The organism is Melaminivora alkalimesophila, from assembly GCF_000282995.1.
In the GTDB taxonomy this organism is placed as follows: domain Bacteria; phylum Pseudomonadota; class Gammaproteobacteria; order Burkholderiales; family Burkholderiaceae_C; genus Melaminivora; species Melaminivora alkalimesophila.
In genome coordinates this window covers 1-3,682 of sequence record NZ_ALEE01000800.1, presented here as the reverse complement: position 1 = coordinate 3,682, position 3,682 = coordinate 1, and the positions used below count along the sequence as shown (strand labels likewise).

4 protein-coding genes are annotated in these 3,682 nt (G+C 71.9%); all 4 read left to right on the top strand.

Features of this window, described 5'->3' with window-relative positions; genetic code table 11:
* Nucleotides 1–99: 99 nt before the first annotated feature.
* The 4 genes from A612_RS15460 to A612_RS15445 are packed head-to-tail and all read left to right on the top strand — an operon-like array spanning nucleotide 100 to nucleotide 3,524.
* On the top strand, nucleotides 100–645 hold the full coding sequence (locus tag A612_RS15460; protein ID WP_019375343.1) for a class I SAM-dependent methyltransferase: 546 nt from the start codon (nucleotides 100–102) through the stop codon (nucleotides 643–645).
* Nucleotides 646–678: 33 nt separating this feature from the next.
* Nucleotides 679–1,578: a 4-hydroxy-tetrahydrodipicolinate synthase gene (dapA, locus tag A612_RS15455; protein WP_040437185.1), complete on the top strand. Its 900-nt coding sequence runs from the start codon at nucleotides 679–681 to the stop codon at nucleotides 1,576–1,578.
* A 52-nt stretch (nucleotides 1,579–1,630) separates the two neighbouring features.
* Nucleotides 1,631–2,719 (top strand): outer membrane protein assembly factor BamC, encoded by a 1,089-nt coding sequence (gene bamC / locus A612_RS15450; protein ID WP_019375341.1) that lies wholly within the window; start codon nucleotides 1,631–1,633, stop codon nucleotides 2,717–2,719.
* A 13-nt stretch (nucleotides 2,720–2,732) separates the two neighbouring features.
* Complete coding sequence (locus tag A612_RS15445) at nucleotides 2,733–3,524, top strand: MBL fold metallo-hydrolase (RefSeq protein ID WP_019375340.1); 792 nt, start codon at nucleotides 2,733–2,735, stop codon at nucleotides 3,522–3,524.
* The last annotated feature ends 158 nt before the right edge of the window (nucleotides 3,525–3,682 follow it).

The following is a 3,682-nucleotide window of genomic DNA, read 5'->3' as shown; positions in this document are numbered from 1 at the left end:
GCGGCTGCAGCCGATCACCCAGGCGACGATGGGCTGCACGCACCAGAGCTTCCCGGCGGTGCGGGCCCACCGGCGCCGGGCCTGCTTCTAGGATCGTCCATGCATTCGAGCGACACCCCGTCCGAGTGGATCGTGCGCTGGTCGCACCTGCTGCCTGCCGGCGGCGCGGTGCTGGACGTGGCCTGCGGGCGCGGCCGGCACCTGCGCTGGTTCCATGCGCGGCAGCACCCCGTCACCGGCATCGATCGCGACCCGGAGGCGGTGGCCGCGGCGGCACAGATGGGCGAGGCGATCCAGGCGGACCTCGAAGGCGCGCCCTGGCCGCTGCCCGGGCGGCAGTTCGCCGGCGTGGTGGTCACGAACTACCTGTGGCGGCCGCTGCTGCCCGCGCTGGTGGCGAGCGTCGCCCCGGGTGGCGTCCTGCTGTACGAGACCTTCGCGCACGGCAACGAAACCGTCGGCCGCCCGGCGCGCCCGGACTTCCTGCTGGCGCCCGGCGAGCTGCTCAAGGCCTGCGCGGCGCTGCGCGTGGTCGCCTACGAGGACGGCTTCCTGCCTGCGCCCGAGCGCTTCGTGCAGCGCATCGCGGCAGTGCGCCCACCCTTGCAGGTCGATGGCCCGTGGCGCCTGCCGCTCGCTCGGTAGAATGTTTCTTTTTCCGTCTTCCTGCCCCTGCCCATGACTTCCTCCAGCGCGCCCCTGAAGGGCAGCCTCGTCGCCCTTGTCACCCCGATGCACGATGACGGCAGCGTGGACTACGCCAGCCTGCGCAAGCTCATCGACTGGCACGTGCAGGAAGGCACGAACTGCCTGTGCGTGGTCGGCACGACGGGCGAGTCGCCCACGGTGGACGTCGAGGAACACTGCGAGATCATCCGCGTGGCCGTCGAGCAGGCGGCCGGGCGCGTGCCCGTCATGGCCGGCTGCGGCGCCAACTCCACGCACGAGGCGATCGAGCTGGCGCGCTTTGCCAAGGAAGTCGGCGCGAGCAGCCAGCTGCAGGTCGTGCCCTACTACAACAAGCCGACGCAGGAAGGCCTGTACCGGCACTTCCGCGCGATCGCCGAGGCCGTGGGCGAGCTGCCCATGGTGCTCTACAACGTGCCCGGCCGCTCGGTGGCGGACATGCAGCACGAGACCGTGCTGCGCCTGTCGCAGGTTCCGGGCATCGTCGGCATCAAGGAAGCCACCGGCGACATCGCGCGCGCCCAATGGCTGATCCGCGACGTGCCCGAGGGCTTCGCCATCTATTCCGGCGACGACCCCACGGCGGTCGCGCTGATGCTGTGCGGCGGCCACGGCAACATCAGCGTAACGGCCAACGTGGCGCCGCGCCTGATGCGCGAGCTGTGCGCCGCGGCCCTGGCGGGCGATGCGCGCCGCGCCATGGAGATCCAGTTCCGCCTGATGCCGCTGCACCGGCACCTGTTCGTCGAGGCCAACCCCATTCCGGTGAAGTGGGCCATGGGCCGCCTGGGCCTGTGCGGCAGCGCCATGCGCCTGCCCATGACCCCCCTGTCGCAAGCCAACGAGGCCGTGGTGGAAGGCGCCCTGCGCGCCGCAGGGCTGTTGGCCTGAGCGCCTGCCCCCGTTTTCCCCTCCCCGCCGCCTGTCCAACGAGGAAACCCGCGTGAACCCCAGCATCCGCATCGGCCTGATCGGCCTGGCCCTGAGCGTGTCGGCCTGCTCCGTCCTGGAGAGCGACAAGATCGACTACAAGAGCGCCACCAAGGGAGCCACGCTGGAGGTCCCGCCCGACCTGACGCAGCTCTCGCGCGACTCGCGCTACACCGTCCCTGGGGGCGTGGTCTCGGCCGCCGCCTACGAGGCCGGCCAGGCCCAGCAGCCGAGCACCGCCGGCACCGCGCCGGTGAAGGTGGGCGACGTGCGCATCGAGCGCGACGGCAACCAGCGCTGGCTGGTGGTCGACCGGCCGGCGGACGAGCTGTGGGAGCCAGTGCGCGACTTCTGGCTGGACAACGGCTTCGTCTACAGCACGGAGCAGCGCGACCTGGGCGTGCTGGAGACGGACTGGGCGGAAAACCGCGCCAAGCTGCCCCAGGACATCATCCGCCAGACCATCGGCCGGGTCTTCGATTCGCTCTACTCCACCGGCGAGCGCGACAAGTTCCGCACGCGCCTGGAGCGCCGCCCCGACGGCGGCACCGACATCTACGTCACGCACCGCGGCATGGTCGAGGTCTATGCTTCCACCCAGAAGGACCAGACCGTGTGGCAGCCCCGCGCGGCCGACCCGGAGCTGGAGGCCGAATTCCTGCGCCGCCTGATGGTGCGGCTGGGCGTGAGCGAGGAGCAGTCGAAGGCTGCCACCGCCAGTGCCGTGCCGCATGCGCCGGCCGCGCGCATTGCCAGCGTCGGTGGCGCCCCGGTGGTGCAGCTGGACGAGCCCTTCGACCGCGCCTGGCGCCGCGTCGGCGTCTCGCTGGACCGCACCGGCTTCACCGTCGAGGACCGCGACCGCAGCCAGGGGCTGTACTTCGTGCGCTACGTGGAACCCAGCCAGAGCTCCAAGGAGCCGGGCTTCCTGGGCAAGCTCTTCGGCCGCCGCAAGGACGCTGCGCCGCCGCTCAAGTACCGCATCGTGGTGCGCAGCGAGGGCGGGCTGAGCACGGTCTCGGTGCTCAACGCGACCGGCGCGCCCGAATCGTCCACCACCGCCGAGCGCATCGTGCGCGTGCTGGCGGACGACCTGAAGTAGGAAACCGCCGGGGGTGCTGCGCTTTCGCAACCTGGCCAGCGGCAGCGGCGGCAACGCCACGCTGATCGAGGCGGCAGGCAGGGGCGCGCGTACGCGCCGCCTGCTGATGGACTGCGGTCTGAGCCTGCGTCAGCTGCAGCTGCGTCTGCAGGCGGCCGGCACCTGCACGTCGGAACTCGACGCGGTCTTCATCACCCACGAGCATTCGGACCACAGGGGCTGCGTGCTGGCGCTGGCGCTGCGCGAGCGCATCCCGGTCTGGATGAGCGAGGGCACGTGGCAGGCCATGGGCGCCCCCGAATTCGACGGCCTGCTGCGCATCGCCCGCGATGGCGAGCCGATTGACCTGGGCGGCCTGGAAGCGCGGCCTTTCGCCGTGCCGCACGACGCGCGCGAGCCCTTGCACCTGCGCTGCAGCGATGGCGCCACGCACATCGGCCTGCTGACCGACCTGGGCCACGTTTCGGACCATGTGGTCGCGCAGCTGCAGGGCTGCCATGCCCTGCTGCTGGAGGCGAACCACGACCCGCAGCTGCTCGACGGTGGGCGCTACCCGGCTTTCCTCAAGCGGCGCATCGCCGGCCCGCTCGGCCACCTGCCGAACCACGCCAGCGCCGAGCTGCTGCGCGCCGTGCAGCACAGCGGGCTGCGACACGTGGTGGCGGCGCACCTGAGCGCGCACAACAACCAGCCCGGGCTGGCCCAGGCCGCCCTGGCCGGCGCGCTCGCCTGCGGGCCCCAGGACATCGTGGTCGCCGACCAGCGCGCGGGCACGCCCTGGATCGACGCCAGCCGCTGCCACTGAAAGGGATCGTGGCCCGGCGGCTGCAATGCCACCACGCCGCATGAAAAAACCCCGGCTGCCGGTGGACAGCGCGGGGCTTCTTTCGGGCAGGGACCGGCGGCCAGCCCCCTCGAGCCGCTTACTTGGACTCGGCAGGCGCAGCGGCGGCGGCTGCAGCC

Coding starts and splice junctions, on each gene's coding strand:
- A612_RS15460 (WP_019375343.1), top strand. CDS start 100: ATGCATTCGAGCGACACCCCGTCCGAGTGGATCGTGCGCTGGTCGCAC.
- dapA (WP_040437185.1), top strand. CDS start 679: ATGACTTCCTCCAGCGCGCCCCTGAAGGGCAGCCTCGTCGCCCTTGTC.